The sequence below is a fragment of the Rhodoferax fermentans genome (assembly GCF_002017865.1).
GTDB classification, from domain to species: Bacteria; Pseudomonadota; Gammaproteobacteria; order Burkholderiales; family Burkholderiaceae_C; genus Rhodoferax; species Rhodoferax fermentans.
On record NZ_MTJN01000002.1, the window covers coordinates 1,818,901 to 1,845,685 of the forward strand.

The window sequence follows — 26,785 nt, forward strand, 5'->3', positions numbered from 1 at the left end:
TTGTGTCGGCTCTGCTCAACGTCCCAAGGTGGTGTTGCCGGATGTGCCAGCCTCTGCCGCCGCCCAGTCCACCACCGCCTCCAACACCGGCCGCGCGGCGGCCGCATTGGGGTGGTTGACGATGGCCACCAGCGTCAGATGGCGGCCGTTGCTGCCATGCACATACCCGGCCACAGCCTGCACATCCCGCAGGCTGCCGGTTTTGAGGTGAGCGCTGGCCAGCGCGGCACGGCTGCGTTTGAGGGTGCCGTCCAGACCCACCAACGGCAGCGAGGCCATCAGCTCGGGCATGTAGGGCGACAGGTAAGCCACCTGCAGCATCCGGCCCAGAGCGGCAGCGCTGATGCGTGCCTGGCGCGACAGCCCGGCGCCGTTCTCGATTTGCGGCACCGCCAGCGCCTGGGTGGCGGTGCCTGCCAGCGCAATGCGGCGCTGCCACCAGCCCCGCAGCACCTCACGCGCGGCCTCAAAGCTGGCCGGGCTGCTTGCGTCGGCTTGGCGCGCCAGTGTCAGAAACAGCTGCTGCGCCATCACGTTGTTGCTGAACTTGTTGATGTCGCGGATCACCTCGGCCAGCGTGGGTGAACTCACCCAAAAACTCGGGCTGGTGGCCGGGGCGCGGCCATCCAACACGCGGCCATCGAGCTTGCCACCCTGGTTGCGCCACAGGCCTTCGATCGCGCGGGCGGCGTAGCTGGGCGGGTCGATGTAGGCCACCGGCCAGAGCTTTTCACCACAGCCCATCGGGTAACCGCCCGCCAAACGGATGCGGGTCGGGTCAGAAAAATCCGCTTGCAGACCACCACGGTAGTCCCCGCAGCCATCTGCGCTGGCACTGCCGAGCAGCGGCACGCTGCTGGGCATCTGCACCCCGGCCAGCGGCGGGTCGATCTGCACCCGCGCCACCCGGTTGGCCGGGTCGGGGGTGAAGGTCATCAGGATGGACTTGAAGTTGACCAGCAGCGCCTCGGGGCTGGCGTTGTAGGGGCGCAGCGGCTCACCGTCAAAGTCGCCCGGCTGGCTGATGGGTGGGGCAAAAGCGCTGCGGTCGAGCACGATGTCACCCGCAATCCGCTGCACCCCCAGGCCTTGCACCCGGCGCAGCAGCAGCCAGAGTTTTTCGAGCGTCAGCGCAGGGTCACCCTGGCCAGCGATCACCAGGTTGCCCTTGAGCACACCGTTGACCACCGGGCCATCCAGCCACACCGGGGTGCGCCAGGTGTAGGCCGGGCCGAGCAGGTCCAGTGCGGCGGTGGTGGTCACCAGTTTCATGACCGAGGCCGGGTTGACCAGCACCTCGGCCCGGTGACTCAGACGTGGCGCCGAGAGGCCGTTGGCATCCACCACCAGCAGGCTGATGGCATCGGGTGGCAGCTGGGCACGCGCCAGAGCGCTGCTGATCGGCTCGGGCAACGCCTGGGCGCCAGCGACCAGCGCGCTGAGACCAAGCCAGAGGGGTAACAAACAGCGGGCCAGTTGGTGGCGGCAGAGTGAGGGTGGTCGGGTCATGGGCGGATTATCCGGGCCACGGATAATGCCGCTCATGACCGATGCCCCCCACCCTCTTCTGGCCCGTTTTTCCTCCCGCACGGTAGGCATTGCTGCGGCCGTGATCACGGTGCTGATCTGGACCTCGTTCATTGTGATTGCACGGGCCTCGAACGACCCGGCTCGTGGTGGCCTGCTGACTCCGTTTGACATCGCCTACTGCCGCATTGTGGGCGCCTGCCTGATCCTGCTGCCCCTGGGGGCCTGGCTGGTGCACCAGGACCGCGCCCGAGGTATTCGCGGCTCGTCCTGGCTGCGCATCTCGCCCTTGCCGGGCCACATCACCATCAAGACCGGCTTTTTTGGCGGACTGCTCTACGCCTTGCTGGCCTACAGCGCCTTTGTGTATGCACCGGCGGTACACGCCTCGGTGCTGATGCCGGGCAGCCTGCCGCTGTGGACGGCCTTGCTGGCGATGTGGCTGCTGTCTGACCGGATCACGCCGGCGCGCGCTGCGGGTCTGGCGCTGATTGTGCTTGGCGACCTGCTGGTGGGCGGCCTGAGCCTGCTGCAGGTGTTTGAAGGCGGATCGGTCTGGATCGGTGACCTGCTGTTCATGACAGCGGCCATGTGCTGGGCCTGTTACAGCGTGCTGGCGCGCCACTACCGGCTCGACGCGGTGCGCGCCACCATCGCCATCACCACCTTTGCTTGTGTGGCCTATTTGCCGATGTACACCGCGATGGCCTTGACCGGTGTGGTCAAGTCGCAGCTGTTCCATGCGCCCTGGCGCGACCTGCTGTTCCAGGCGGCTTTTCAGGGCTGGGGTTCGGTGGTGATCTCGGGCGTGACCTTCACCCAGATGATTCGCCACTTTGGCCCGGTGCGCTCGACCATGATCACCGCCTTGGTGCCGGGGCTCTCGGCCCTGAGCGCGGTGCTGCTGCTCGGTGAACCGCTGCACTGGAACCTGGCAGCGGGCCTGCTGCTGGTGACCGGCGGCATTTTGTTCGGGGTGCGTGCGGCAGCACCGAACCCTTCTAAAAACATAGCTGTGAAGCCAGTATCCAAAAGGGCTGGTGGTTGATTTGATGGATAGACACATGAACCTCTTGGCCCTGGACACCAGTACCGAACAGATGTCGATCGCTGTGCAGCGCGCTGGTGTGACCGCGCCCTGGCAGCACAGTGCCGCCGGTGGCGCCCACAGCTCCACACACCTGATTCCAGAGATCCAACAGCTGCTGGCGCAGGCCGATCTGTCTTTTGACCAGCTCGACGCGATTGTGTTTGGCGCCGGGCCGGGCTCGTTCACCGGGCTGCGTACCGCCTGTTCGGTGGCGCAGGGCCTGGCTTTTGGGGCAAATGTGCCGGTGCTGCCGGTGGACACGCTGCTGGCCGTGGCCGAAGAAGCGCGTTGGCAGCTGTCGGGTGCGAGCGGCTTGGTGGTCACCAGCCTGCTCGACGCACGCATGGACGAGCTGTACACCGCCAGCTACATTTTTGAGAGTGATGTGTGGCGACAGATCAAGGGCTGCAGCCTGATCAAGCCGGAGAGCCTGGGCTGGGATGGCGTGGGTGTGCTGGCGGGCAATGGGTTTGCCGCCTATGGTGCGCGCCTGCCCGATGGCCCCGGTCTGCGCCTGCTGGCGCTGCCCACCGCAACGGCCATGCTGCGGCTGGCGCCGGCCTTGCTGGCCGCTGGCGGCGCGGTGCCGGCAGCACAGGCGCTGCCCACCTACATCCGCGACAAGGTGGCGCAGACCACGCTGGAACGCGCGGCCGCCAAATCTGCGACCTGAACCCGCCATGAACGCCCAACTGCAGCCTGTGGAAGTGCGCTTTGAGCCGATGCGTGAGGCCGACCTCGACGCGGTGCTGGCGCTGGAGCAACAGGCCTACAGCCATCCCTGGCAGCGGCGCCACTTTGCCGACTGTCTGGCCGGGGGCTACCAGGCGCAGATGCTGCTGGCGGGCGACACCCTGCTGGGCTACTTTGTCGCCATGCAAGGTTTTGAGGAGGTGCACTTGCTCAACCTGGCGGTGGCACCTGGCCACCAGCGCCAGGGCTGGGCCAAGGTGATGCTCGACGCGCTGGTGTTGTGGGCGCGTGGCCAGGGCCTGCAATGGGTCTGGCTGGAGGCGCGCGCCAGCAACACCCGCGCGGTGCAGGTTTACAAGGCGCACGGCTTTCGGTATGTGGGCCTGCGCAAGCAGTATTACCCGGCGGAACTCGGCCAGCGTGAAGACGCGCTGGTGATGAGCCTCAAGCTCGAAACCACGCCGTGAGGGCTTGGCCACAGCCCGGTCGGCCCAGTCGGTGAAAATCAGCCCATGAGCCTTGACCTTGATACCCGCCAACGCGCCATGCTGGCCGAGATGGGGGTGCACGTCTGGTGGCCCGACAACACGGCCCCCGATGAGGTGCTGGCCCAGGCGGCCGCAGCCGATTTACAGGCCGACAGTGACCGCCACCACGATCTTGAAAATATAGCACCCAGCCCAGACAGTGAAAGGGCTGGAGGCCAAAATCATTCACAAGCTGCGGCGCCACAGCCCAGCCTGCCCACGCAGACCAGCAGCCGGTCTGCGCCACCCAGCACAACGGCCCTACCCGCCGCGCCCGAGCAGTTGGCAGATCAGCGGCCCCCCGCCCGAGCGCGCCAGGCCCCGAGCGGCCCCGCCCCCACTGCGCTGACCCCGCTTGCGCCCGGCATCGAAACCATGGACTGGCCCACGCTGCAGGCCACGGTGGCTGCCTGTCAGGCATGCGCCATGTGCCTGGGCCGACGTGGCCCGGTGCTGGCTGCCCCACCAGACAGCCTGCGGGCCGACTGGCTGGTGCTCGGTGAACCACCTGATGACGCACAAGAGCGCGCTGGCGAACCCTTTGTGGACGACGCGGGCCTGTTACTCGACAACATGCTCAAAGCGGTGGGGGTGCAACGCCACCAAACAGGCCTAGCCGAAGAGAACAACCCGGCCCAGACCGCCTACCTGAGCCTGGTGCTCAAGTGCCGCCCGGTGGTGCCCACCACGCCCGACGCGCAGGCGCTGACCGACTGCGCGCATTACCTGCGCCGCGAAATCGCGCTGGTGCAGCCCAAGGTGATTTTGGCCATGGGTCGGCTGGCGATGCAGGTGCTGCTGAGCCAGGACCACCCACAAGGCCTCAAGTTGCCACTGGGCAAGTTGCGCGGGCAAGTCTGGCATTACCAGGGGGTGCCGGTGGTGGTGACCTACCCACCTGCCTACCTGCTGCGTAACCCGCTGGACAAGGCCCGCGCCTGGGAAGATTTGTGCCTGGCGGCCGAGGTGGCACAGGCCCCGAACCGCTGAGGGGTCAAACCGCCTCAGGCGCCGGGTGCCTGGGTGTGGTCCAGGTCCGGGCGGTGGTAGGGGTCGACGTGGGTCAGCAGGTGCAACACGCGGTGGTGCTGCATCACGCGCTGCTGCGCGGCCACGGTGATGTCGTGCGCCTGCTCCACCGTCAGGGTGGCCAGCACCTCCAGATGGGCGTCCACCACAATCATGTCGCCCATCATGCGGGTGCGGATGTCGTGCACACCACTCACACCGGGGGTTTGCTGCAGGGTCTGGCGGATGGCCTGCAGTTCGGCGTCGTCCACCGCGCGATCCATCAGGTCGTGCAAGGCGGTCCAGCCAAAACTCCAGCCCATGCGCGTGACCATGAAACCCACCAGCGCGGCCGCAATCGGGTCAAAAATCGGATAACCGGCCAGGTTGCCGATGATGCCCACCCCCACCACCAGCGAGGACGCCGCATCCGACCGGGCATGCCAGGCATTGGCCACCAGCATGCTGCTTTTGACCTTTTTGGCCACCAGCAACATGTAGCGAAACAGCAGCTCCTTGGCTGTGAGCGCCCCGAGCGCCACCCAAAGCGCACCGATGTGCACCGTGGCAATCAAGTCGGGGTTTTGCAATTTGCTGGCCGCCGACCACAACATGCCCAACCCCACCACCAACAGCAGCAGCCCCAACACCAAAGAGGCCGCGTTCTCAAAACGCTGGTGGCCATAAGGGTGGTCGGCGTCAGCGGCTTTCTGGCTGTGGTGGTTGGCAAACAACACCACAAAATCGGCCACCAGGTCTGAGAGCGAATGCAGACCATCGGCCACCAAGGCCTGCGATTTGCTCAGCACCCCGGCCACGATCTGGAGCGTGCTCAACACCAGATTGACACCCACACTGACCCAGGTGCTGCGCGAGGCCGCACGCGCACGCTCGGCGTTGTTGTACTGGGGCAGGTCCTGGGGGTCGGAAATCGGGTCGTGTTGCATGGGGCACCAAGGGGGCGAAACGAGGGGCAGTTTAGGCGCTTTGTGGCCAAGGCATTCTTACAATGTCGGGCATGAACTTCCTTGACCAACTGGGCGCGGCAGAGCGCCAGAACCAATCTCTGCTGTGTGTCGGTCTGGACCCGGACCCGGCGCGGTTTCCGGCGCACCTCAAAAACGATGCCAGCAAGATCTACGACTTTTGCGCCGCCATCGTCGACGCCACCGCCGATCTGGTAATTGCCTTCAAACCCCAAATTGCCTACTTTGCCGCCCACCGCGCCGAAGCCCAGCTGGAGCAGTTGATGGCCCACATGCGCCGCACCGCACCGCAGGTGCCGATCATTCTGGACGCCAAACGTGGCGACATCGGCAGCACCGCCGAGCAATACGCCATCGAGGCGTTTGAGCGTTACGGCGCCGATGCGGTCACGCTGTCGCCCTTCATGGGGTTGGATTCGGTGCAACCGTATCTGAAGTACCACGGCAAGGGTGCGTTTTTGCTGTGCCGCACCTCCAACCCCGGTGGCGACGATTTCCAGAACCAGCGCCTGGCCAGTGTGCCGGGGCAGCCGCTGCTGTATGAACACATTGCGCGACTGGCGCAAGGCCACTGGAATATCAACGGCCAGCTCGGTCTGGTGGTGGGCGCCACCTACCCGGCAGAAATTGAGCGGGTGCGGGCGCTGGCACCGAGCCTGCCGCTGCTGATTCCGGGGGTGGGGGCACAAGGTGGGGACGCATTGGCCACGGTCAAGGCGGGCTGGCGCAACCAACGCGCCGCAGACGGCACGGCACAGACCACCGGGCCGATCATCGTCAACTCCTCACGGGCCATTTTGTATGCCAGCGCTGGCGGCGACTTTGCAACGGCAGCACGGGCCGAGGCATTCAAAACCCGCGATGTATTGCGGGCCGCTTGCCAAGCCGCATAAGCTCTTTAATCTATAGCTATCAGCCCTTTTAGAAAAAGGGCTAGAGACCAAAATAGCTCACAACTTGAAGACCGACACGGTGTCCACCAGACCCTGAGACTGCTGGCTCAGGCTGGTGGCGGCCGCGGCAATTTCTTCCACCAGCGCCGCGTTTTGCTGGGTGGTTTTGTCCATCTGGGCGACGGCTTCCACCACCTGGGCCACACCGTCGGCCTGCTCTTTGCTGGAGCTGCTGATCTCCCCCACGATCTGGCTCACCTCGCGGATGCTGGCCACCACCTCGTCCATGGTGCTGCCGGCCTGATCGACCAACTGCGTGCCGTGCTCCACCCGCTGCACACTGGCGCTGATCAGGCCCTTGATCTCTTTGGCGGCCTCGGCGCTGCGCCCGGCCAGCGAGCGCACCTCACTGGCCACCACCGCAAAGCCCCGGCCCTGTTCACCAGCGCGCGCCGCTTCCACTGCGGCGTTCAAGGCCAAGATGTTGGTCTGGAAGGCGATGCCGTCGATCACACCGATGATGTCGGCTATACGCTGCGACGACTCGTTGATGTCTTTCATGGTGTGCACCACCTGGCCCACCACGTCACCCCCCTTCACCGCCACGGCGCTGGCCGCTTGTGCCAGCTGGTTGGCGCGTTGTGCACTGACCGCGTTTTGCTGCACGGCGGCGCCCAGCTCTTCCATGCTGGCCGAGGTCTGTTCCAGTGCGCTGGCCTGAGACTCGGTGCGGCTGGAGAGGTCGTTGTCACCCTGGGCAATTTCGACACTGGCGGTGGCCACCGCCTCGGAGCCTTGGCGCACCTGCTGCACCACATGGGCCAGCTTGTCGCGCATGCTGGCCAGTGCCTGCATCAGCTGACCGAGCTCGTTGTCGCCATACGCCTGCACCTTGACCCGCAGATCCCCCTGGGAGACCGCATGGGCCAGTTGCAATGCATCGTTCACCGGTTCGGTGATGCTGCGGATGAAGGCCCAGGACAACCACACCGCCGCCAGCAAACCGCAAAGCAGCAGCAGCGCCACAACGCCCAGGATGCGGGATTCGGTCTGCAGGCGCGCCTGGAGCTCGCCCACCATGGTCTGCATGGCCAGGCTGTTGAACGCAAACAGGCCGTCGATGGTCTGGGTAAAGGCATCAAAATAGGCCACGGCTGGCATGTTCAGCTCAGTCGCATTGATGACGCCGTCGTTGGCCAGCGCCAGGGTTTTATCCACGGCGGCGCGGTTGGCCTCGGAAGGGGCTTGCAAGGCCACCTGCATGCGCGGGTTGACACTTGTGGCAATCCCCACCTGGCGGAACATGCTGGCCTGCAGCTCCAGGGCGCGTTTGCTCAGCGCACGCAGGGTGGCTTTGCCCTCGGGTGGTGCAGTCGCCTTGGTCAAAAAGCCGCTGCCCATGGCGCGCATGATGCCTAGGTTCTCTGCCAGCCAGGGCATGTCGACCATGGTGGCGCGTACCAGCGCGTAGGTGTCGGCATGGGGTTCCAGACTCAGGCCAAATTCGTCGAGCAGTTCCTCACCAAGTTGCAGCTGGGCGGTGATGATCTGGGTGTGGCGCTGGGTGCTCTCGGCGACGTTGATGCTGCGGCCCGCCACACTTTGCTCCAGTGTGACCCAGCTTTGCTTGAGGTCGGCCCAGCGCTTTTGCAAAGCGGGCGAAACGCCAGCGGTGGCGAATTCACCCTCCATGGCACTGATCGCGGTATTGAGTTTGTCGCGCAGGGCCGGGCGGCGGGCGGCCAGTTCCTCGTTGCCATTGAGCATGCTGGCCGACATGCCGCGATGGGTCTGGCTGAACTGGATCACCTTGTTGAGCGCCACCAAGGGGCCGGTGCCCAGCAGCTCACGCTGCGCCACCTGGATGTCGGAGAAGGACCGTTTGAAGTACAAACCCGTCGGTATGGCCACCATCACCAGGGCCACCAGCCCGAGGATCAGGAACTTGTGGGCGAGCTTCATGTGTTGCAGCAGCGGCATGGGCGTCTCCTGAAAAGCGATGGAGTGACAGCGTCTCGATGCATCATACGGACAAGCGACCAAGTGCGCCAGAGCCCGTGCGTCAGAGCAAGAAATGAAGAGAAAAATAGGTGTAAACCCTTATAAATAAAGGGCAAACAGCTATCAAAAATGGAACAAGCCGCACCCCGCCAGGGAGTACGGCAACCACTCAGTCAGGCGATGCAGCAGGGTTGTCCAGCGCCAGCCGCGCTTTCAAAAAGCCACCCGTGCCGTAACGCGTGACCTGGCTGTAAAAACGCTGCGTCAAGCCCTGCACCATGCTGGAATAGGCATCAAGCAGGGTGGGCGGGATGCTGAAACTGTCGTAATTCACCACCACCGCCACCCGGTGGCCCAGCGGCGCCAGCAGATCACTGACCTGCGCCTCGATCTCGTTGATGTCATCCAGGCTGTCGATGGACAGCCCCTCAAAATTGATGAACAGCAGCCGCTGCTCGGCATTGAGTTCCAGACGCTGAGCCAGCGGTGTGCTCAGCAGGCGTTCACGCAGGCCCAGCGGCTCGGGGTGGAACAGCGCGGCCTCCATCAATTTCAGGTGTGGGCTGATGGCAGGGACAAAGTCCATCTGCTCCAGTACATCACGCTGCAGGTCCACACCGGGCGCGATCTCGATCAGCTCCAGCGCGGGCGCCTCAAAGCTGCCGATCAGGCGCAGCACACAACGCTCGGTCACATACAGCACCTGCTGGCCGCGCCGGATCGCCTCACGCGCACTGAAGGTGCGGTGCTCCACCTGGGGCACAAACTTGCGCTGCGTGCCTTCACACTCGATCCACAGGCGCCCCTCGGCCACCTGGGTGACCAGCTCACCGGCGGTGAAGCTGCCGACAAACACCACTTTTTTGGCGTTCTGGCTGATGTTGATGAAACCACCGGCACCGGCCAGGCGCCCACCAAACCGGCTCACGTTGAGATTGCCCTGGGCGTCGGCCTGCGCCAACCCCAGAAAAGCAACATCGAGCCCGCCGCCATCGTAAAAGTCGAACTGGTTGGGCTGGTCGATGATGGCCTGGGCGTTGATGGCGGCGCCAAAACTCAGGCCACCGGCTGGTACACCACCAATCACGCCGGGCTCGGCGGTCAGGGTCAGCAGGTCAAACACCTTTTCTTCGGCGGCCACAGTGGCCACACCCTCAGGCATGCCAATGCCCAGATTCACCACGCTGTTGGGGCGCAACTCCAGCGCAGCACGCCGGGCGATGACCTTGCGCTCGTTCAGGGGCATCGGCAGCATGCGGTCCAGCGGCACCCGGATCTCACCCGAGTAGGCCGGGTTGTAGGCCTCGACAAAGGTCTGCATGTGGTAGGCCGGGTCGCTGGCCACCACCACCGCGTCCACCAGCACACCAGGCACCTTGACGCTGCGCGCGTGCAGGGTGTTGCGCTCGGCCAGGCGCTCCACCTGCGCAATCACGATGCCGCCGCTGTTGCGCGCCGCCATGGCAATCGCCAGCGCCTCGAGTGTGAGCGCTTCACGCTCCATGCTCAGGTTGCCGTCGGGGTCGGCGGTGGTGGCGCGGATGATGCCCACGTGGATGGGCAGCGCCTTGTAAAACAGATAGTCGCGCCCGTCGATGCTCATACGCTGCACCAGGTCGGCCGTGGTGCGGCTGTTGATCTTGCCGCCGCCGTGAACCGGGTCGACAAAGGTGTCCAGGCCAACATGGGTCAGGGTGCCGGGTTTGCCAGCCGCGATGTCGCGAAACAGATGGGTGATCACGCCCTGGGGCAGGTTGTAGGCCTCGATCTGGTTGTCTATGGCCATCTGCTGCAGCTTGGGCACCAGGCCCCAGTGCCCGCCAATCACCCGTGCCACCAGCCCCGGGTGGGCCAGGTGGTTGAGCCCACGGTGCTGGCCGTCGCCCTGGCCGGCGGCGTAGATCAGGCTCAGGTTCTGCGGCGCACCCAGGCCGGTGTCGGTCTGCGCCTGCAAAAAACGTTGCTCCAGCGCCACCGCAATCTCTTCGGCAAAACCGATGCCGACAAAACCACCGGTGGCTACGGTGTCGCCGTCGTGGATCAGCCGGACAGCTTCTGCCGCGCTGACGACCTTGTTGCGCCGTGCCTGGTGACTGTGCAGCTCATCGATTCGCGTGTGCATGGCAGGCTCCTGCAAAAGTCAAACGGCGGGTCCGTGGCGCCAGGTCAGTCCATAACGCCGCAGCAATGATCGATGTGGATGCTGGCACAACTTGTGGCCAGCATCAAGCCGTGCTTACAGCAGTCGCGCCAGATAACGCCCGGTGTGGCTGGCCGGGTTGGCCGCCAGCGTCTCAGGGGTGCCCACACCTACCACGGTGCCACCGCCGCTGCCGCCCTCGGGCCCCATGTCGATCAGCCAGTCGGCGGTTTTGATCACGTCCAGGTTGTGTTCAATCACCACAATCGTGTTGCCCGCGTCGCGTAACTGGTGCAACACCTGCAGAAGCAGCTTGATGTCGGCAAAGTGCAGGCCGGTGGTGGGTTCGTCCAGGATGTAGAGCGTGCGTCCGGTGTCGCGTTTGCTGAGTTCGAGCGCGAGCTTGACGCGTTGCGCCTCACCACCTGACAAGGTGGTGGCGGCTTGGCCGAGACGGATGTAACTCAGGCCCACGTCCAACAGGGTGTGCAATTTGCGCTCGATGGTCGGCACGGCCTTGAAAAATTCGTGGGCGGCTTCGACGGTGAGGTCCAGTATCTGCGCGATGTTTTTGCCCTTGTAGAGCACTTCCAGGGTTTCGCGGTTGTAGCGTTTGCCCTGGCAGACGTCGCAGGGCACATACACGTCGGGCAGGAAGTGCATCTCAACCTTGACCATGCCGTCGCCCTCGCAGGCCTCACAGCGCCCGCCGCCGCTGGCCTGGCTGACGTTGAAACTGAAACGCCCCGGGCCGTAACCGCGTTCACGTGCGGTCGGCACCTCGGCCATCAGCTCGCGAATCGGGGTGAACAAGCCGGTGTAGGTGGCCGGGTTGGAACGCGGTGTGCGGCCAATCGGCGACTGGTCGACGTTGATCACCTTGTCAAAATACTCGATGCCTTCGATGCTCTCGTGTTCTGACGGCTCGTCGTGCGCGCGGTAGATGGTGCGCGCCACCGCTTTGTAGAGTGTGTCGTTGACCAGGGTGGACTTGCCCGAACCCGACACCCCGGTGACGCAGGTGAACAGGCCGACCGGGAAGGCGACGTCCACGTTTTTGAGGTTGTGGCCACTCGCGCCAATGACTTTGAGCGCCTGCAAATCACCCAGCGTGGCGTTGTGCTGCGCCTCCCGTTCGGCGCGCCGTTGTGCCGCCGGGCTAGGCGCAAAACGGCTGGGTTTGCCAGCGTTGAAGGCTTTGGGAGCTTGGGTCGGCAGCCAGGCGGTGCGCTGCACCGGCACATCAATGTTCAGCGTGTGGGCCAGGTACTGGCCGGTCAGGGACTGGGTGTTGGCTTGGACCTCGTCAAACGTGCCCTGCGCCATGACCCGCCCGCCATGCACACCAGCGCCGGGGCCGAGGTCGATGATGTGGTCGGCGGCACGCATCATGTCTTCGTCATGCTCGACCACCAGCACGCTGTTGCCGATGTCGCGCAGATGTTTCAGGGTGTCGATCAGGCGGTCGTTATCGCGCTGGTGCAGGCCGATGCTGGGCTCATCCAACACATACATGACACCGGTCAGGCCCGAGCCGATCTGGCTGGCCAGCCGGATGCGCTGGCTCTCGCCACCACTCAAGGTTTCGGCGCTGCGGTCCAGGCTCAGGTAGGTCAGGCCCACGTCGTTGAGGAACTTCAGGCGCAGGCTGATTTCACGCACCACCTTGGCGGCAATGTCGCCCTTGGCGCCGGTCATGCTGAGGCTGCTGAAGTAGGCAAAACACTCGGCCAGGGTCTGGTGGCTCAGTTCAAAAATGGCACGGGCTTGTGCACCCTCACCAATCTTGACGTGGCGCGCCTCGGTGCGCAGGCGGCTGCCGCCACACACCGGGCAAGGCTGGGTGCTTTTGTAACGCGCCAGGTCTTCGCGCACCACCGACGAGTCGGTCTCGTGGTAACGCCGCTGCATGTTGGGGATGATGCCCTCGAACGGGTGCTTCTTGCTGACCTTTTTGCCCGCATTGGCGCCAGAGTCCAGGGTGTAGGCGAACTTGATCTCTTCCTCACCGGAGCCCTGCAACACCGCCTGCTGCACATGGGGAGGTAGGTCTTCAAACGCCTGGTCAATGTCAAACTTGTAGTGCGCGGCCAGGCTCTCGAGCATCGCAAAGTAGTAGGCGTTGCGCCGGTCCCAGCCCTTGATGGCGCCGCTGGCCAGGCTCAAGGTCGGGAAGGCCACCACCCGGGTCGGGTCAAAAAATTCCTGCTGGCCCAGACCGTCACAACTCGGGCAGGCGCCCACCGGTGAGTTGAACGAGAACAGCCGCGGCTCCAGTTCAGCAATCGAGTAGTTGCACACCGGGCAGGCGAACTTGGCGTTGAAAACATGCTCTTTTGGCTTGTAGCCCTTATCGGATAAGGGCTGGGCGCTATCCATTTCTAGAACAATGGCGCGGCCATTGGCAAGCCGCAGCGCGGCCTCGAAACTCTCAGCCAGGCGTTGTTTGAGCGCGGCATAGTCGGCGTGGGCGGCCTGCACCGCCGCGTCAATCTCTGGCGCGTCACCCGCCACCGGGTCGACGGGCAAGCTGCTGGGTGGCGGGGCGTGGCGCACCTTGATGCGGTCGATCACCACGTCGATGTCGTGTTTTTCGGTTTTTTTCAGCGCCGGCAACTGGTCAAACTCATAGGCCTGACCGTTGATGCGAAAACGCACATACCCCTGCGCCTGCATGTCGGCAAACACCTCCAAGAACTCACCCTTCTTCTCGCGCGCCAGCGGCGCCAGCACCATCAGCCGGGTGCCTTCGGGCAGGGCCAGCGTGGTATCGACCATCTGGCTCACGGTTTGCGATTGCAGCGGCACATGGTGGTCCGGGCAATAGGGTGTGCCGGCGCGGGCGAACAGCAGGCGCAGGTAGTCGTGGATTTCGGTCACCGTGCCCACCGTGGAGCGCGGGTTGTGGCTGGTGGCTTTTTGCTCGATGCTGATGGCGGGTGACAGGCCTTCGATCATGTCGACATCAGGCTTGTCCATCAGCTGCAGAAACTGGCGTGCGTAGGTGGACAGGCTTTCCACGTAACGTCGCTGGCCCTCGGCGTACAAGGTGTCAAACGCCAGGCTGGACTTGCCTGAGCCGCTCAGACCCGTGATCACCACCAGCTGGTTGCGCGGGATGTCGAGGTCGATGTTCTTGAGGTTGTGGGTGCGCGCACCACGGATGCTGATGTGCTGGTGCTGCAGGGCCTTGGCAAGGTACTTGCCATCTTCAGGTGTGTTCAAAGCGGTGACTGCTCAAAAAATAGCTGGTGAAGATGCACCAGGAAACCCGCCATGATAGTGAAGTCTGGCTCGCCCGTCTCTTGCCGTGTGCTGGATCAAAGCGGGCTGCCCCGGGCCTTGAGTACGGCTCAGTGGCCGCCGAGGTAAGCGGCGAACTTGCGGTCTTCGATCAGCAGATGCTGCGCGGTGAACTCAAACACCACAAAGTGCAGCAGTTCGGTGGTGTCAAGCTGGTCGCGGGCATAACGCGCTCGCAGCAGTTGAGCGCGCTCCAGCAGTTGCTGATGCCGCGCCGCATGCGCGGCGCACCCTGGAAACTCCGAACGCGCCAGGACGGCCTCTTCGTCCTGCATGTGTTGTGCCGAGAGGGCCACAAAGGCGTCGATCTTCGCAGCGATGTCGTCCTTCGCGGCACCACTCATTATGTCAACCCGCGATGATAGTGACATCGGGGTTGGCGCTTCAGTCGCGCTGACCCCGGCCCACGCTCACACCAGTTTCCAGCCGTCAATGGCCAGGAACTTTCGGCCCAGCACTTTCCTCGCACGAATCGACAGCGGCAGCATGCTGGGAAAATCGTGTGGCACAAAGACATCGGCACCCTGGATCTGCTGCAAGCTGTGCTGATCAGGGACACGTGGTTTGCCCAAACGCACCGACGGGCAGGGCGTGATTTCGATGCAGCAGCCGTGCACGGTTTGCGGCACATCAATGACAACAGACTGCCTGCGTTCGGCAATGAGTTCAAGAGCGTCTTTTGAGAGGGTCAGCATGGTCTTCATGTCAAATAAGGTGATTGTCCGGGCAGCGTGGCGGTGTGGCAACACGCTGCCACCGATGGCAGACCCGCAGTACGAGGCGGGTGCCGGGCTGTGAAGGTGTCATCTTAGACAAGCCGTGACCTTGGGTGGCCATCTTTCTGCCAGCGGCAAGCCGCCACGCTTGTGCGGTTATCTAGACGTGGCGAACGGTTGCGCGCCGCCCACCAGCTGACGCACTGACAGGCCAAGTTCGTCTGGTGGCGCGGCCAAAGATCCGTGACAATGCCGCGCCATGGCTTGCCCTGGCAGGCGAATGATGTTTCAAACCGAGCTGCCCCTGCCATCCCAACATGCCACCCACCTTGTCACCCACCGCCACCAGCGCTTTGACACGTGCTGAATGGCGTGCCAACTTGTCTCTGGCGTCGATTTTTGGCCTGCGCATGCTGGGCCTGTTCATGGTGGTGCCGGTGTTTGCCCATGAAGCCGCGCAGTACCCCGGCGGTGACAACACCGGCCTGATCGGGTTGACGCTGGGGATTTATGGCCTGACCCAGGCGGCGCTGCAGTTTGTTTATGGCCTGGCCTCGGACCGTTTTGGCCGCAAGCCGGTGATCATCGCCGGGCTGCTGGTGTTTGCCGCGGGCAGCACGGTGGCGGCGCTGGCGCCGTCGCTGTTGTGGCTGTCGGTGGGGCGCGCGCTGCAGGGTGCCGGTGCGGTGTCGGCGGCGGTCACCGCCTTGCTGGCCGATCAAACACGGGACGAGGTACGCACCAAGTCGATGGCTTTGCTGGGCGCCAGCATGGGGCTCACCTTTGCGCTGTCGCTGGTGGTGGCGCCGTTGCTGGCGGCCTGGGGCGGGCTGGTCGCGATCTTTGCACTGACCGCGCTGCTGTCGCTGCTGGGCATCGCGGCGGTGCTGTGGTGGGTACCGCCCGAACCGTTGCAGCACCGCCACCAGCAAGAAGGTCGGGTGCTGGATGTGCTGCGCCTGCCCGAGCTGCTGCGCCTGAACTACGGCGGCTTTGTGATGCACGGGGTGCAGCTCGCCATGTGGCTGGCGGTGCCGTCGATGCTGGTGGAGGCCGGTTTGCCCCAGGCGCGGCATTGGCAGCTTTACCTGCCGGTGCTGGTTGGCTCGTTTGTGGTGATGGGTGGCAGCTTTTTTCAGCTCGAGAAGCGAGGTTATGTGCGTGCCGCGTTTTTGACCGCGGTGGCGCTGATGGCGCTGGTGCAGCTGGGTTTATGGTGGCAAATTGGCCTCCAGCCCTCTATCTACTTGCTCGGATTGCTACTGTTTTTATTCTTCTATGGATTCAATGTGCTGGAAGCCTGCCTACCCAGCATGGTGTCCAGGCTGGCACCACTGAGCGCACGCGGTGCGGCCATCGGGGTCTACAACACCATGCAGTCGATTGGTTTTTTTGCCGGCGGGCTGCTGGGGGGCTGGGCCATGCAATGGGGCGGGCCGCACGCCCTGTTTACTGGCTGTGGTGTCTTGATGATGCTGTGGTTGTGGCTGGCCTGGCCGATGAGGATGGCGCAAACCAAGACGCTGGAGGCCCCGGCCAATCCCTGATAAAGTGCGCGTTTTCAGGCAGCGTGGCCTGACTCTCAATATGGAAAGCAAACTATGGCCTCGGTAAACAAAGTGATTCTGGTGGGTAATTTGGGCCGTGACCCGGAAGTGCGTTATCTGCCCAGCGGAGATCCGGTGGCCAACGTCACCATCGCCACCAGCAGCCGTTACAAGAGCAAATCCGGCGAAATGGTCGAAGAAACCGAATGGCACCGCGTGACCTTTTTTGGCCGCCTGGCCGAAATCGCCAGCCAGTACCTCAAAAAAGGCCGTCCGGTGTATGTGGAGGGGCGCATCAAGACCCGCAAATACACGGACAAGGATGGCCAGGAAAAATACGCCACCGACATCATCGCCAATGAAATGCAACTGCTCGGTGGCCGCGAAGGCATGGGTGGCCCCGCTGGTGAAGACGATGGCTACGGCGGCGATGCTGGCGACAATTACAACAGCCGCCCGGCTCCGGCACCACGTCCCAGTGCCCCACGCCCCAGCGCTCCAGCACCGCGCCCGGCACCCGCCCCGGCCCCAAGCCGCCCAGCCAGTGGCTTTGATGACATGGATGACGATATTCCGTTCTAAATAGTACTTTTTGACACAGTAGTGATCTCAAAAAGCCCGCATTGCGGGCTTTTTGCTGTCCGAAAAACATGCTTTCCTGCTGCGAAAATACGATGTCTGTAGAAGCAAGACGCTATCGACGGAACCCTGAATCAGGGTTCTGCCAGCCCGCCATCACCAACCCATCATCTTTCAAAACCATGCCGCTTTATTGGCGACAGCGCACGCTGTCGCCCGCATAGGCGAGCGCACGACAACAACAAGGAAACCCATGAGCCTTTTGAACTGGACCGAAAAATCAACCGAGGTGCTGCAGCAAGGCGGCGTCATCGCCCCCGATGAACGCCTGCCCTGGCCCCAGACCACCGTGATGGGCATGCAGCACGTGATTGCCATGTTTGGCGCGACCGTGCTGGCGCCAATTCTGATGGGCTTTGACCCGAATCTGGCCATTCTGATGAGTGGCATCGGCACCCTGATCTTTTTTCTGGTGACCGGCGGCAAGGTGCCGAGTTACCTGGGCTCCAGCTTCGCCTTCATCGGGGTGGTGATTGCCGCCACCGGTTATGCCGGCAAGGGGCTCAACACCAACATGGGTGTGGCGCTGGGCGGCATCATTGCCTGCGGCGCGCTCTACACCGTCATTGGTGTGCTGGTGCAATTGGTGGGCACCCGCTGGATCGAGAAGCTGATGCCGCCGGTGGTGACCGGTGCGGTGGTGGCGGTGATCGGGTTGAACCTGGCCTCGGTGCCCATCAAGAACATGGCAGCCAACAATTTCGAGAGCTGGATGCAGGCGGTGACTTTCCTGTGTGTGGCGCTGGTGGCGGTATTCACGCGCGGCATGGTGCAGCGGCTGCTGATTCTGGTGGGCCTGATCGTGGCCAGTCTGGTGTACGCGGTGCTGACCAATGGGCTGGGGCTGGGCAAACCAATGGATTTGTCGAGCCTGTTCAATGCTGCCTGGGTGGGTATGCCCTCGTTTACCGCGCCGGTGTTTGACGCCAAAGCGATGCTGATGATTGCCCCGGTGGCCATCATCCTGGTGGCGGAAAACCTGGGCCACCTGAAAGCGGTGACCGCGATGACCGGCAAGAACCTGGATGTGTACATGGGCCGCGCCTTCATCGGCGACGGTGTGGCCACCATGGTCAGTGGCGCCGCCGGTGGCACCGGTGTCACCACCTATGCCGAGAACATCGGTGTCATGGCCGCCACCAAGATCTACTCCACCGCCATGTTTCTGGTGGCCGCTTTGTTGGCGGTGGTGCTGGGTTTCAGCCCCAAGTTTGGCGCCATCATCCAGACCATTCCGCTGCCGGTGATGGGTGGTGTGAGCATTGTGGTGTTTGGCCTGATTGCGGTGGCCGGTGCACGCATCTGGGTCGAAAACAAGGTCGACTTTGCCGACAACAAAAACCTGATCGTTGCGGCCATCACGCTGGTGCTGGGCACCGGTGACTTCACGCTGAAATTTGGCGACTTTGCCCTGGGTGGCATCGGTACCGCCACTTTTGGCGCGATTGTGTTGTACGCCTTGCTGAACCGCAGTTCGCGCAGCGCCTGAACCAAGCGCAAACCTCGGGCCTGCACCGCTGCAAGCCCGAGACCTGTCAACAAGCCCCGAGTGATCGGGGCTTTTTTTTGCCTGATGGACAGATGCTGGACGGGTCGGGTCGGGTGCTGCGTGCACTTGGGTGTTTGTGGCATTTTTTTTAACTTCCTCATATACTCCCCACCGTATTTCGAAGGAAACTCCATGTCCATCTCTTTTCCATGGTTCTGCGTCAAACCGATCAGATCGTGCAGGTGCTGCCTGGTTGTAGCGGGTCTGTTGTTGGCTGCCCAGGTTGGGGCTCAAACCCCGATTCAGGTTCCGGTGGCAGCGGTGCAGTTGCAAGCGGTGGGTCAAGGCTTCGAGATGGACGCGGTGGTGCAGCCCGTCAAACAGGCCACACTGTCGGCGCAGACCTCCGGTCGGCTGCTGTCCCTGCTGGTCAAAGCGGGTGATCAGGTGAAAACCGGCCAGCTGCTGGCCACCATCAATGACAGCGAAACCCAGGCCGAGGTGCAGGGCAGCCAGGCCCAGGTGGCGCAGGCGCAGGCCCAGTTGCACAACGCTCAGGCCAACTATGACCGCACGCGCGATCTGTTGCGCCAGGGTTTCATCAGCGCAGCGGCCATGGACACAGCCGAGGCCCAGCTCAGGTCAGCGCGGGCGGCACTTGACCAGGCGGCAGCGGGTGTCCGCCAAGCCCATGTGTCGCAGGGTTTCACCCGTGTGACCGCGCCTTTTGAGGGCCGTGTGTTGCAGACCGAGGCCGAGGTGGGCGACTTGGCGCAGCCGGGCAAGACCTTGCTGACGCTGTATGCCCCGCTGCCGCTGCGGGTGGAGGTGCAAGTACCGGTGTCGCGTTCAGGTGCACTCACATCCAGCAGCCAGATCGAGGTTCAGTTGCCAGCGGCCGACGGTGCCCTGCGCTGGATTCGCCCGGCACGTGTTGACCGTCTACCGGGCGCCGACCCGGTGTCGCAGACCATCGAATGGCGGCTGGAGCTGCCAGCACAAGCGGCTACAGGGCTGACGCCTGGGCAACAGGTCCGGGTGCGTTTTGCCGCTGGCCAGAAGCAACGCCTGATGGTGCCCGCTGCGGCGGTGTTGCGCCGTGGTGAGCTGACGGCGGTTTACACGCTCAGTGGCACCACTTTTGTGCTGAAAGCGGTACGGCTGGGGACCGACCACGGGCCACAGGGGTTTGAAGTGCTGGCGGGTTTGCAGGACAAAGACCTGGTGGCGCTGGACCCGGTGAAAGCCGGACTGAACGGTGCGCGTGCCCTACCCGCAGGCGCCCCGGCGCAGTGAGATGACCATGTCAAACCCTGAACCCTTGGGTATTTCCGGGCGCCTGGCGCGGGCCTTTCAGCACAACGCCATCACCCCGTTGCTGGCCTTGTTGGCGGTGTTGCTGGGCTTGTTTGCGGTGCTGGTGACCCCGCGTGAGGAAGAGCCACAGATCAATGTGACCATGGCCAATGTGCTGATCCCGTTCCCCGGGGCCAGCAGTGTCGACGTGCAAAACATGGTGGCGCTACCCGCTGAGCAGGTGCTCAGCCAGATCGCCGACATCGAACACACCTATTCGGTCGCGCGCCCGGGCATGGCGGTGCTCACGGTGCAGTTCAAGGTCGGCGTGCCCAGAACCGAAGCCTTGGTGCGTCTGTACGACGTGCTCAACGCGCATCAGGACTGGTTGCCAAGCAACCTGGGCACCCTGAGCCCAATGGTCAAACCCAAGGGCATTGACGACGTACCGGTGCTGGCGCTCACCTTGTGGAGCCACGATTCGCTGCCGGCAGTGGACCTGGAGCGCACCGCCCACGCGGTGGAGGCTGAACTCAAACGCGTGCCAGGCACCCGTGAAGTGCAAACCATTGGTGGGCCGGGTCGGGCGGTGTTTGTCTGGCTGGACCCGGCGCGGCTGCGCGAACGCGGTGTGGACGTGTTGTCGCTCAAGGCACTGCTGGCCGGGGCCAATGCCAGCCAACCGTCCGGCTCGGTGATCCAGAGCGACGTCGCCAATGGCCAGATGCTCCAGGTGGAAACCGGTGAGTTCTTGCGCTCGGTCGAGGACGTGGGCGATTTGGTGGTGGGTGTCAGCAAAGGCGCACCTGTGTTTCTGCGCGAGGTGGCGCGTCTTGAGGTGGGTGCCCAACTGCCTCAGCGTTACGTCTGGTTCACGCCGGGCGCCGCCAGCACCTCAGCTGGCACGGCAGAGCCTGCTGCTGCGGGCTCGGTGCACCCGGCGGTCACCCTCACCGTCACCAAAAAACCGGGTACCAACGCGGTGGATGTGACCCAGGCCGTGCGGGCCCGGGTGGCAGAGCTGCAAAACACGGTGATCCCTGCCAACATCAGCACCAGCATCACCCGCGACTACGGTGAAACCGCAGCGGAAAAGGCCAACAAACTGATCCAGAAGCTGGTGTTTGCCACCGGATCGGTGATCCTGCTGGTTGGGTTTGCACTGGGCCGCCGTGAGGCGGTAATTGTGGGCACGGCGGTGATCCTGACCTTGGCGGCCACCTTGTTTGCCTCCTGGGCCTGGGGTTTCACCTTGAACCGGGTATCGCTGTTTGCCTTGATCTTCTCCATTGGCATTCTGGTCGACGACGCCATTGTGGTGGTGGAGAACATCCACCGTCACCAGCAGCTGGAGCCCACGGCAACCCTGCACCAAATCATTCCTCAGGCGGTGGATGAGGTGGGTGGCCCGACCATTCTGGCCACACTGACCGTGATTGCGGCCTTGTTGCCGATGGCCTTTGTGAGCGGGCTGATGGGCCCGTACATGAGCCCGATCCCGATCAACGCGAGTTTGGGTATGGCCATTTCGCTGGGTATTGCCTTCACAGTGACACCCTGGCTGGCATTAACACTGATGCGCCCGTCGGGACACGGGCCGGAGGCAGGCCACAACCCAAACACCAGTACAAGCGCCAAGCTGCAGCGCTTTTTTGCCCGGGTGTTGACGCCGTTTCTCGACAGTGCACGCCAACGTTGGTTGCTGTTGGTCGGCATCCTGGTGGCACTGGCTTTGTCGGTGGGTTTGGCGATGGTGCAGTGGGTGGTGCTCAAGATGCTACCCTTTGACAACAAGAGCGAGTTTCAGGTGCTCGTAGAAATGCCCGCAGGCACCCCGCTGGAAAACACCGCAGCCACCTTGCAGGAACTGGGCGCTTATCTGGCGCAGCAGCCCGAGGTGTTGAACCTGCAGGCCTACGCGGGCACCGCCTCGCCGATCACCTTCAACGGGCTGGTGCGCCAGTATTACCTGCGCTCCGATGCCGAGCTCGGTGATTTGCAGGTCAACCTGGTCGACAAACACCACCGTGATGAACAAAGCCACGCGATTGCCCAACGCCTGCGCCCGGCGCTGGAGAAGATCGGGCAGCGTCACAACGCCGTGATCCAGGTGGTGGAAGTGCCACCCGGCCCGCCGGTGATGTCGCCCCTGGTGGCCGAGGTGTATGGTCCGGACGAAGCGGGTCGCCAGGCTTTGGCGGCCCGGGTGGCCAAAGCCTTTGCGGCGACGCCCGACATTGTGGGGGTGGACACCTCGTTGCAGGTCAATGCGCCGCGCGCTTATCTGCGGGTACGCCGCCAGCGCGCCGAGTCGCTGGGTATTTCGGTGGCGACCGTGGCGCAAACCGCCGCAGTGGCACTCAGTGGGGCAGATGCGGCCTACCTGCACGATGGCCAGAGCAAGTACCCGGTGCCGGTGCGCCTGCAGTTGCCACTGCAAGACCAGGTGGACCTGGCAGCGGTACTGGCTTTGCCCCTGCGAGCCAGCAATGGCCAGTTGGTGCCCTTGTCAGAACTGGTGCAGGTGGAACACGGTCTGATCGACCAGCCGCTCTACACCAAAGACCTGCAGCCACTCAGTTATGTGTTTGGCGACATGGCGGGCCAATTGGATTCACCGCTCTACGGGCTGTTCGCCATCCGGGACAAGCTGCAGGCAGCAGCCCTGCCCGGTACGGGTGAGGTGGGTGAGTACTGGATCAGCCAGCCCAGTGACCCGTACCGGCAATACGCCATCAAGTGGGACGGTGAGTCCCAGATCACCTACGAGACTTTCCGCGACATGGGCACGGCGTACGGCGTCGGTCTGATCCTGATCTACCTGCTGGTGGTGGTCCAGTTCAAGAGTTACCTCGCGCCGCTGGTGATCATGGCGCCGATTCCGCTGACCATCATTGGTGTCATGCCCGGGCATGCCTTGCTGGGTGCGCAGTTCACGGCCACCTCGATGATTGGCATGATTGCGCTGGCCGGGATCATTGTGCGCAACTCAATCTTGCTGGTGGATTTCATCGAGCTGCAGCTCACGCAGGGCATCGCGTTCAAAGACGCCGTGGTGGCCTCGGCCGCTGTGCGCGCCCAGCCGATTTTGCTCACCGGCCTGGCCGCCATGATCGGCGCGTTTTTTATCCTGGACGACCCGATCTTCAACGGGCTGGCAATTTCCTTGATTTTTGGCATTCTGGTGTCCACCGTGCTGACCCTGGTGGTGATACCTGTCCTGTATTACGCGCTGTTTCGGCGTCGTATCCAAGCGCACACAGATGCGCTGGTTTCTCTCGACTGATGTTCATCATTCCCCATAAAACAGGAGACAAACATGGCCCATATCATCATCATGGGGGCAGGCATTGGCGGCATGCCCGCCGCTTACGAACTGCGCGAAATGCTGCCCCCGGAGCACCGCATCACGGTGCTCAACATCACCCCCTACTTCCAATTTGTGCCGAGCAACCCCTGGGTGGCGGTCGGTTGGCGGCAACGCGAAGAAGTGACCTTGCCGATTGCTCCGTACCTGACACGCAAAAAAATCGGGTTTGTTGCCCAAGCTGTGACACACATCGACCCAGTGGCGAACCAACTGACCCTAGCCGACGGTGACAAGCTGGACTACGACTATCTGGTGATTGCCACCGGCCCCAAACTGGCGTTTGACGAGGTGCCCGGGGCGGGCCCGCTGTCGTCTGGCGGCGGGGGCTTCACCCATTCAATTTGCCATGTGGACCATGCGCAGGCTTTTTTTGCCGACTACGAAAAATTCCTGGCCAACCCCGGGCCGATTGTGGTGGGCGCCATGCCGGGAGCCAGCTGTTTTGGTCCGGCCTACGAATTTGCCATGGTGCTCGACACCGACCTGCGTCGGCGCAAGCTGCGCCACAAGGTGCCCATGACCTATGTCACCAGTGAACCCTACATCGGCCACCTGGGTCTGGGGGGGGTGGGCGACAGCAAGTCGATGCTGGAGTCCGAATTCCGCAACCGCGACATCAAGTGGGTCACCAACGCCCGGACCACCAGCGTCGAGGTCGACAAGATGCAGGTGACCCAACTCGATGACCTGGGCAATGCGGTCAAAGAGCATGCCATTGGCTTCAAGCTGGCGATGATGTTGCCCGCCTTCAAGGGGGTGGATGCGGTGGCGGCGGTGCCCCAACTGTGCAATCCGCGCGGCATGGTGCTGATCGACGAATTCCAGCGCAGCAAGGCCTACCGCAACATCTTCTCAGCCGGGGTGTGTGTGGCGATTCCGCCGGTCGAGGTGACCCCGGTGCCCACCGGCTGCCCCAAGACCGGCTACATGATCGAGAGCATGATGACCGCCATCTGCCACAACATCAGCAACGAGCTGGCAGGCAAGCCGGTGACCGGCAAAGGCACCTGGAACGCGGTGTGCCTGGCCGACATGGGCGACACCGGCGCCGCGTTTGTGGCCCTGCCGCAGATCCCACCGCGCAATGTGAACTGGTTCAAAAAAGGCAAGTGGGTGCACCTGGCCAAGATTGCGTATGAAAAGTACTTCATGCGCAAGCTCAAAAAAGGCACCTCCGAGCCCATTTACGAGAAATACATCATGGGTCTGCTCGGCATCAACCGGCTGGACAACTGATTTTTTACAAGGAGAGTGAGATGACGGTACAACGCTACATCATGGTGTTTGCGGGCCTGTTTGTGATGCTGTCGCTGGCCTTCGGGGTCGAGGGCAGCCCGCTGTTTGTCAGCAAATGGGCGCTGGCTTTCACCGCGTTTGTTGGTGCCAACCTGTTCCAGTCGGGCTTCACCAACTTCTGCCCGCTGGGCATCATCTTGAAGAAGCTGGGTGTGCCGGAGGCTTGAATCGGCCATGCACGCTAGACTGGATGGCAGCGTCCGGCAGCCGGGCCTGGTGTCCGCCCGTGGCGACGCTCAGCATTGGTCAACGAGGAAACACATTCATGACGGTATTAACAAACGAGACGGCACGCACTGATGTGATCAATCGGCTGCGCCGTGCCGAAGGACAACTTCGCGGTGTGCAGCGCATGGTCGAAGAGGGTGAGAGCTGCCTGAAGATCAGCCAACAACTCTCTGCCGTGCGCAAGGCGCTGGACAGCACCTACCTGCGCATGACCCTGTGTTACATGGAACAGGAGTTGCAACAGCAGATCCCGGCAGAACAGATGCAGACACCGGCCATGGAAAGCCTGCTCAAGGACATGGAAGGCCTGCTCGCCAGGATTGGCTAAGCTTACATAAAAAAAATAGCCATCCAGCCCTTATATAACAAGGGCGGATAGCTATGAATAACAGAGTATTTTAAGGCGCCTTGGCGTGGTCGATGATGCCGCCACCCAGGCACACCTCGCCGTCGTACAACACCGCTGACTGGCCTGGCGTCACCGCCCACTGCGCCTGGCTGAAGCTCAGCGCAAACTGCTCACCCGACACATCACTTAACTCACACGGCGCATCCGCCTGGCGGTAACGCGTCTTGGCGGCGAGCGCCTGCGGCCGCGGCGCGTGCCCGGCGACCCAACTGGCTTGCCCGGCTTGTAAGGTCATCGACTGCAGCCAGGGGTGATCGTGCCCCTGCACCACCCACAAGGTGTTGCCCGGCACATCCTTGCGCGCCACAAACCAAGGCGCATGGTCACCACCGCCACGCTGCGCCCCTTTGGCCTTGAGACCACCAATGCCCAGGCCCTGGCGCTGGCCCAGGGTGTAAAAGCTCAGGCCCACATGCTGACCAATGGTCTGGCCCTTGTCGTTCTTGATCGGGCCGGGTTCTTTGGCGATGTAGCGGTTCAAAAAGTCCCGGAACGGCCGCTCACCAATAAAACAGATACCGGTGGAGTCTTTCTTCTTGGCGTTCGGCAGGCCAATCTCGAGCGCGATGCGCCGCACCTCGGTCTTGAGCAGCTCACCCACCGGGAACATCGTTTTGGACAGTTGCGCTTGCGTCAGACGGTGCAAAAAGTAGCTTTGGTCTTTGGACGGGTCCAGCCCTTTGAGCAGTTCATGCAAGCCGCTGACCGGGTTCTGCCGCACCCGAGCGTAGTGGCCAGTGGCGATTTTGTCGGCACCCAGGCGCATCGCATGGTCCAGAAAGGCTTTGAACTTGATCTCGGCGTTGCACAGGATGTCGGGGTTGGGCGTGCGCCCGGCGCTGTACTCGCGCAAAAAGTCGGCAAACACCCGGTCGCGGTAGTCGGCGGCAAAGTTGACGTGTTCGATCTCGATGCCAATCACATCGGCCACGGCGGCGGCGTCGACAAAGTCCTCGTTGGATGAGCAGTAACCGGTGTCGTCGTCGTCTTCCCAGTTTTTCATGAAGATGCCGAGCACCTCATGGCCTTGCTGTTTGAGCAACCAAGCGGTCACGGCGGAGTCGACCCCGCCGCTGAGACCCACCACCACGCGCTGAGGTTTTGTGCTCATGCTGCACCCAACATGATGACGCTGGCATCGGTGTGGATCAGGTCCAGCGGAAAACGCTGGCCACGTAAATAGTCTTCCATACATTGCAGTAGCAGCGGGCTGCGGTGGCGCGCGGCGCTGGCGCGGATCTCGTCGGGGGTGAGCCACAACGTGCGCACAATGCCGGTGTCCAGTTGCCGCTCTGGCACCAACGCGCCCAAGGAACCCGCAAAAGCGAAGCGCAGATAGGTCACATCCTGCGCATCTTCCGTGCCATTGGCGGCACGCTGAGAACGCGACATGTAGACACCCACCAGATGGGTCGGGGTGAACAGGTGCCTGGTTTCTTCCAGCGTCTCACGCTGGCAGCCCTGCACCAAGGATTCACCTTCGTCCAGGTGCCCGGCCGGGTTGTTGATGCGCAGGCCCTCGGGCGTGTGTTCTTCCACCAGCAAAAACTTGCCGTCTTGTTCAATGATTGCCGCCACGGTGGCGTTGGGTTTCCATCTGTCAGTCATGCCCAAATTATCCGGGAAG

22 protein-coding genes are annotated in these 26,785 nt (G+C 63.0%); 13 read left to right on the forward strand and 9 right to left on the reverse strand.

From position 1 onward, the window contains the following. Positions 1–15: 15 nt before the first annotated feature. The gene (gene dacB, locus RF819_RS08705) at positions 16–1,509 is read right to left on the reverse strand and encodes a D-alanyl-D-alanine carboxypeptidase/D-alanyl-D-alanine endopeptidase (RefSeq protein WP_078364625.1); all 1,494 of its coding nucleotides are present in this window, start codon (positions 1,507–1,509) and stop codon (positions 16–18) included. A gap of 34 nt (positions 1,510–1,543) precedes the next feature. Here dacB and RF819_RS08710 point away from each other — a divergent pair, with 34 nt between their 5' ends. From RF819_RS08710 to RF819_RS08725, 4 genes are read left to right on the forward strand one after another with little or no spacing between them, the layout of a single operon-like run. Then, on the forward strand, positions 1,544–2,575 hold the full coding sequence (locus tag RF819_RS08710) for a DMT family transporter (protein WP_143541643.1): 1,032 nt from the start codon (positions 1,544–1,546) through the stop codon (positions 2,573–2,575). A 16-nt stretch (positions 2,576–2,591) separates the two neighbouring features. Next, the gene (tsaB, locus tag RF819_RS08715) at positions 2,592–3,290 is read left to right on the forward strand and encodes a tRNA (adenosine(37)-N6)-threonylcarbamoyltransferase complex dimerization subunit type 1 TsaB (RefSeq protein WP_078364627.1); all 699 of its coding nucleotides are present in this window, start codon (positions 2,592–2,594) and stop codon (positions 3,288–3,290) included. Positions 3,291–3,297: 7 nt separating this feature from the next. Further along, positions 3,298–3,777 (forward strand): ribosomal protein S18-alanine N-acetyltransferase, encoded by a 480-nt coding sequence (gene rimI, locus RF819_RS08720; RefSeq protein WP_078364628.1) that lies wholly within the window; start codon positions 3,298–3,300, stop codon positions 3,775–3,777. A gap of 45 nt (positions 3,778–3,822) precedes the next feature. After that, a complete protein-coding gene (locus RF819_RS08725; protein ID WP_078364629.1) occupies positions 3,823–4,827 on the forward strand; it encodes a uracil-DNA glycosylase in 1,005 nt (334 codons plus the stop codon). Positions 4,828–4,841: 14 nt separating this feature from the next. On the opposite strand, the gene RF819_RS08730 is transcribed toward RF819_RS08725, so the two are convergent. Then, positions 4,842–5,792 carry a cation diffusion facilitator family transporter gene (locus RF819_RS08730; RefSeq protein WP_078364630.1) on the reverse strand — a complete coding sequence of 317 codons (951 nt, stop codon included), beginning with the start codon at positions 5,790–5,792 and terminating at the stop codon, positions 4,842–4,844. 71 nt (positions 5,793–5,863) lie between these two features. On the opposite strand from RF819_RS08730, the gene pyrF reads away from it, so the two are divergent. Then, positions 5,864–6,724: an orotidine-5'-phosphate decarboxylase gene (gene pyrF / locus RF819_RS08735; protein WP_078364631.1), complete on the forward strand. Its 861-nt coding sequence runs from the start codon at positions 5,864–5,866 to the stop codon at positions 6,722–6,724. A 57-nt stretch (positions 6,725–6,781) separates the two neighbouring features. Here pyrF and RF819_RS08740 read toward each other — a convergent pair whose 3' ends face one another. The 5 genes from RF819_RS08740 to RF819_RS08760 form a co-directional block, all read right to left on the reverse strand. Next, positions 6,782–8,704, reverse strand: coding sequence for a methyl-accepting chemotaxis protein (locus tag RF819_RS08740; protein WP_078364632.1), 1,923 nt, complete (start codon positions 8,702–8,704; stop codon positions 6,782–6,784). Positions 8,705–8,894: 190 nt separating this feature from the next. Beyond that, positions 8,895–10,847, reverse strand: coding sequence for an acyl CoA:acetate/3-ketoacid CoA transferase (locus RF819_RS08745; protein WP_078364633.1), 1,953 nt, complete (start codon positions 10,845–10,847; stop codon positions 8,895–8,897). A 114-nt stretch (positions 10,848–10,961) separates the two neighbouring features. Continuing rightward, the gene (locus RF819_RS08750) at positions 10,962–14,090 is read right to left on the reverse strand and encodes an excinuclease ABC subunit UvrA (protein ID WP_078364634.1); all 3,129 of its coding nucleotides are present in this window, start codon (positions 14,088–14,090) and stop codon (positions 10,962–10,964) included. 128 nt (positions 14,091–14,218) lie between these two features. After that, positions 14,219–14,512, reverse strand: coding sequence for a hemerythrin family protein (locus tag RF819_RS08755; RefSeq protein ID WP_078364635.1), 294 nt, complete (start codon positions 14,510–14,512; stop codon positions 14,219–14,221). Between the two features lie 66 nt (positions 14,513–14,578). Beyond that, positions 14,579–14,863 (reverse strand): CC/Se motif family (seleno)protein, encoded by a 285-nt coding sequence (locus RF819_RS08760; RefSeq protein ID WP_143541644.1) that lies wholly within the window; start codon positions 14,861–14,863, stop codon positions 14,579–14,581. A gap of 338 nt (positions 14,864–15,201) precedes the next feature. On the opposite strand from RF819_RS08760, the gene RF819_RS08765 reads away from it, so the two are divergent. The 8 genes from RF819_RS08765 (at position 15,202) to RF819_RS08800 (ending at position 25,077) form a co-directional block, all read left to right on the forward strand. Continuing rightward, complete coding sequence (locus tag RF819_RS08765; RefSeq protein WP_200224272.1) at positions 15,202–16,431, forward strand: MFS transporter; 1,230 nt, start codon at positions 15,202–15,204, stop codon at positions 16,429–16,431. Between the two features lie 54 nt (positions 16,432–16,485). Continuing rightward, the gene (gene ssb, locus RF819_RS08770; protein ID WP_078364637.1) at positions 16,486–17,013 is read left to right on the forward strand and encodes a single-stranded DNA-binding protein; all 528 of its coding nucleotides are present in this window, start codon (positions 16,486–16,488) and stop codon (positions 17,011–17,013) included. A gap of 250 nt (positions 17,014–17,263) precedes the next feature. After that, positions 17,264–18,559, forward strand: coding sequence for a solute carrier family 23 protein (locus tag RF819_RS08775; protein WP_078364638.1), 1,296 nt, complete (start codon positions 17,264–17,266; stop codon positions 18,557–18,559). A gap of 192 nt (positions 18,560–18,751) precedes the next feature. Continuing rightward, complete coding sequence (locus RF819_RS08780; RefSeq protein ID WP_078364639.1) at positions 18,752–19,855, forward strand: efflux RND transporter periplasmic adaptor subunit; 1,104 nt, start codon at positions 18,752–18,754, stop codon at positions 19,853–19,855. Position 19,856: 1 nt separating this feature from the next. Next, the gene (locus RF819_RS08785) at positions 19,857–23,141 is read left to right on the forward strand and encodes an efflux RND transporter permease subunit (RefSeq protein WP_078366855.1); all 3,285 of its coding nucleotides are present in this window, start codon (positions 19,857–19,859) and stop codon (positions 23,139–23,141) included. Between the two features lie 33 nt (positions 23,142–23,174). Next, complete coding sequence (locus RF819_RS08790; protein WP_078364640.1) at positions 23,175–24,461, forward strand: NAD(P)/FAD-dependent oxidoreductase; 1,287 nt, start codon at positions 23,175–23,177, stop codon at positions 24,459–24,461. Positions 24,462–24,481: 20 nt separating this feature from the next. Beyond that, a complete protein-coding gene (locus RF819_RS08795; protein WP_078364641.1) occupies positions 24,482–24,688 on the forward strand; it encodes a YgaP family membrane protein in 207 nt (68 codons plus the stop codon). A gap of 98 nt (positions 24,689–24,786) precedes the next feature. After that, positions 24,787–25,077, forward strand: a complete 291-nt coding sequence (locus tag RF819_RS08800) for a metal-sensing transcriptional repressor (RefSeq protein ID WP_078364642.1) — start codon at positions 24,787–24,789, stop codon at positions 25,075–25,077. Between the two features lie 70 nt (positions 25,078–25,147). Here RF819_RS08800 and mnmA read toward each other — a convergent pair whose 3' ends face one another. Both mnmA and RF819_RS08810 read right to left on the reverse strand, forming a co-directional pair. Further along, on the reverse strand, positions 25,148–26,269 hold the full coding sequence (gene mnmA, locus RF819_RS08805) for a tRNA 2-thiouridine(34) synthase MnmA (RefSeq protein ID WP_078364643.1): 1,122 nt from the start codon (positions 26,267–26,269) through the stop codon (positions 25,148–25,150). Next, complete coding sequence (locus tag RF819_RS08810) at positions 26,266–26,766, reverse strand: NUDIX hydrolase (protein ID WP_078364644.1); 501 nt, start codon at positions 26,764–26,766, stop codon at positions 26,266–26,268. Before RF819_RS08810 ends, mnmA begins: the two co-directional genes overlap by 4 nt. Between the last annotated feature and the right edge of the window lie 19 nt (positions 26,767–26,785).

Excerpts from the sequence above, each read along its gene's own strand:
- dacB (WP_078364625.1), bottom strand. The coding sequence starts at position 1,509 with ATGACCCGACCACCCTCACTCTGCCGCCACCAACTGGCCCGCTGTTTG.
- RF819_RS08710 (WP_143541643.1), top strand. The coding sequence starts at position 1,544 with ATGACCGATGCCCCCCACCCTCTTCTGGCCCGTTTTTCCTCCCGCACG.
- tsaB (WP_078364627.1), top strand. The coding sequence starts at position 2,592 with ATGAACCTCTTGGCCCTGGACACCAGTACCGAACAGATGTCGATCGCT.
- rimI (WP_078364628.1), top strand. The coding sequence starts at position 3,298 with ATGAACGCCCAACTGCAGCCTGTGGAAGTGCGCTTTGAGCCGATGCGT.
- RF819_RS08725 (WP_078364629.1), top strand. The coding sequence starts at position 3,823 with ATGAGCCTTGACCTTGATACCCGCCAACGCGCCATGCTGGCCGAGATG.
- RF819_RS08730 (WP_078364630.1), bottom strand. The coding sequence starts at position 5,792 with ATGCAACACGACCCGATTTCCGACCCCCAGGACCTGCCCCAGTACAAC.
- pyrF (WP_078364631.1), top strand. The coding sequence starts at position 5,864 with ATGAACTTCCTTGACCAACTGGGCGCGGCAGAGCGCCAGAACCAATCT.
- RF819_RS08740 (WP_078364632.1), bottom strand. The coding sequence starts at position 8,704 with ATGCCGCTGCTGCAACACATGAAGCTCGCCCACAAGTTCCTGATCCTC.
- RF819_RS08745 (WP_078364633.1), bottom strand. The coding sequence starts at position 10,847 with ATGCACACGCGAATCGATGAGCTGCACAGTCACCAGGCACGGCGCAAC.
- RF819_RS08755 (WP_078364635.1), bottom strand. The coding sequence starts at position 14,512 with ATGAGTGGTGCCGCGAAGGACGACATCGCTGCGAAGATCGACGCCTTT.
- RF819_RS08760 (WP_143541644.1), bottom strand. The coding sequence starts at position 14,863 with ATGCTGACCCTCTCAAAAGACGCTCTTGAACTCATTGCCGAACGCAGG.
- RF819_RS08765 (WP_200224272.1), top strand. The coding sequence starts at position 15,202 with ATGCCACCCACCTTGTCACCCACCGCCACCAGCGCTTTGACACGTGCT.
- ssb (WP_078364637.1), top strand. The coding sequence starts at position 16,486 with ATGGCCTCGGTAAACAAAGTGATTCTGGTGGGTAATTTGGGCCGTGAC.
- RF819_RS08775 (WP_078364638.1), top strand. The coding sequence starts at position 17,264 with ATGAGCCTTTTGAACTGGACCGAAAAATCAACCGAGGTGCTGCAGCAA.
- RF819_RS08780 (WP_078364639.1), top strand. The coding sequence starts at position 18,752 with ATGTCCATCTCTTTTCCATGGTTCTGCGTCAAACCGATCAGATCGTGC.
- RF819_RS08785 (WP_078366855.1), top strand. The coding sequence starts at position 19,857 with ATGACCATGTCAAACCCTGAACCCTTGGGTATTTCCGGGCGCCTGGCG.
- RF819_RS08790 (WP_078364640.1), top strand. The coding sequence starts at position 23,175 with ATGGCCCATATCATCATCATGGGGGCAGGCATTGGCGGCATGCCCGCC.
- RF819_RS08795 (WP_078364641.1), top strand. The coding sequence starts at position 24,482 with ATGACGGTACAACGCTACATCATGGTGTTTGCGGGCCTGTTTGTGATG.
- RF819_RS08800 (WP_078364642.1), top strand. The coding sequence starts at position 24,787 with ATGACGGTATTAACAAACGAGACGGCACGCACTGATGTGATCAATCGG.
- mnmA (WP_078364643.1), bottom strand. The coding sequence starts at position 26,269 with ATGAGCACAAAACCTCAGCGCGTGGTGGTGGGTCTCAGCGGCGGGGTC.
- RF819_RS08810 (WP_078364644.1), bottom strand. The coding sequence starts at position 26,766 with ATGACTGACAGATGGAAACCCAACGCCACCGTGGCGGCAATCATTGAA.